Raw genomic sequence first — 565 nt, 5'->3', positions numbered from 1 at the left:
ACATAACTCAACCTGCGATTTCATTTTCTGTATCACAAATTGCAGGTATTAATCCAACGCTTTACTATAAGATAAATAATGGGTCATATCAAACATATGATTTAACAAACGCTCCTAAAATAAGTATTCCTGAAGGGAAAAATGTAATTAGTTTCTACTCACAAGACAATTTTGGGAATAAAGAGCCAGAAAATACAAAAACAATTCTTGTGGATTTAACTGATCCAGTGATAACGATTACTGAGCCAAAGGAAAATTCAGTGGTTGTTCAACCAACATTTACCCTAAAAGGTGCTGTTAAATCTATAGATGTTGCAAATACAACACTTCTTGTTAATGGAAAACTTGTTAATCTCAATAGCGATGGAACATTTGAGACGCTTATTACCTTGTCAAGTGAAGGAATAAATACAATTTCAATTCAAGCAAAGAGTCCATCTGGAAGAACCTCAACCAAGCAGTTTTCAGTAAATTATATTGCGCGTGTAACTGTATTCTTACAAGTTGGAAATGATAATGCTTACATCAATGGCGAACAAGTAAAAATTGATGCACCACCATTTAT

1 protein-coding gene is annotated in these 565 nt (G+C 33.1%); it reads left to right on the top strand.

From position 1 onward, the window contains the following. Positions 1-565, top strand: a 565-nt coding sequence (locus ACP5SP_RS08140; RefSeq protein ID WP_428076586.1) for a hypothetical protein, incomplete at both ends; no start/stop codon positions are given.

This window comes from Caldisericum sp., from assembly GCF_049967455.1.
Classification (GTDB): domain Bacteria; phylum Caldisericota; class Caldisericia; order Caldisericales; family Caldisericaceae; genus Caldisericum; species Caldisericum exile_A.
The sequence above is the reverse complement of the archived record's forward strand: the minus strand, read 5'-3'. Positions and strand labels throughout refer to the sequence as shown.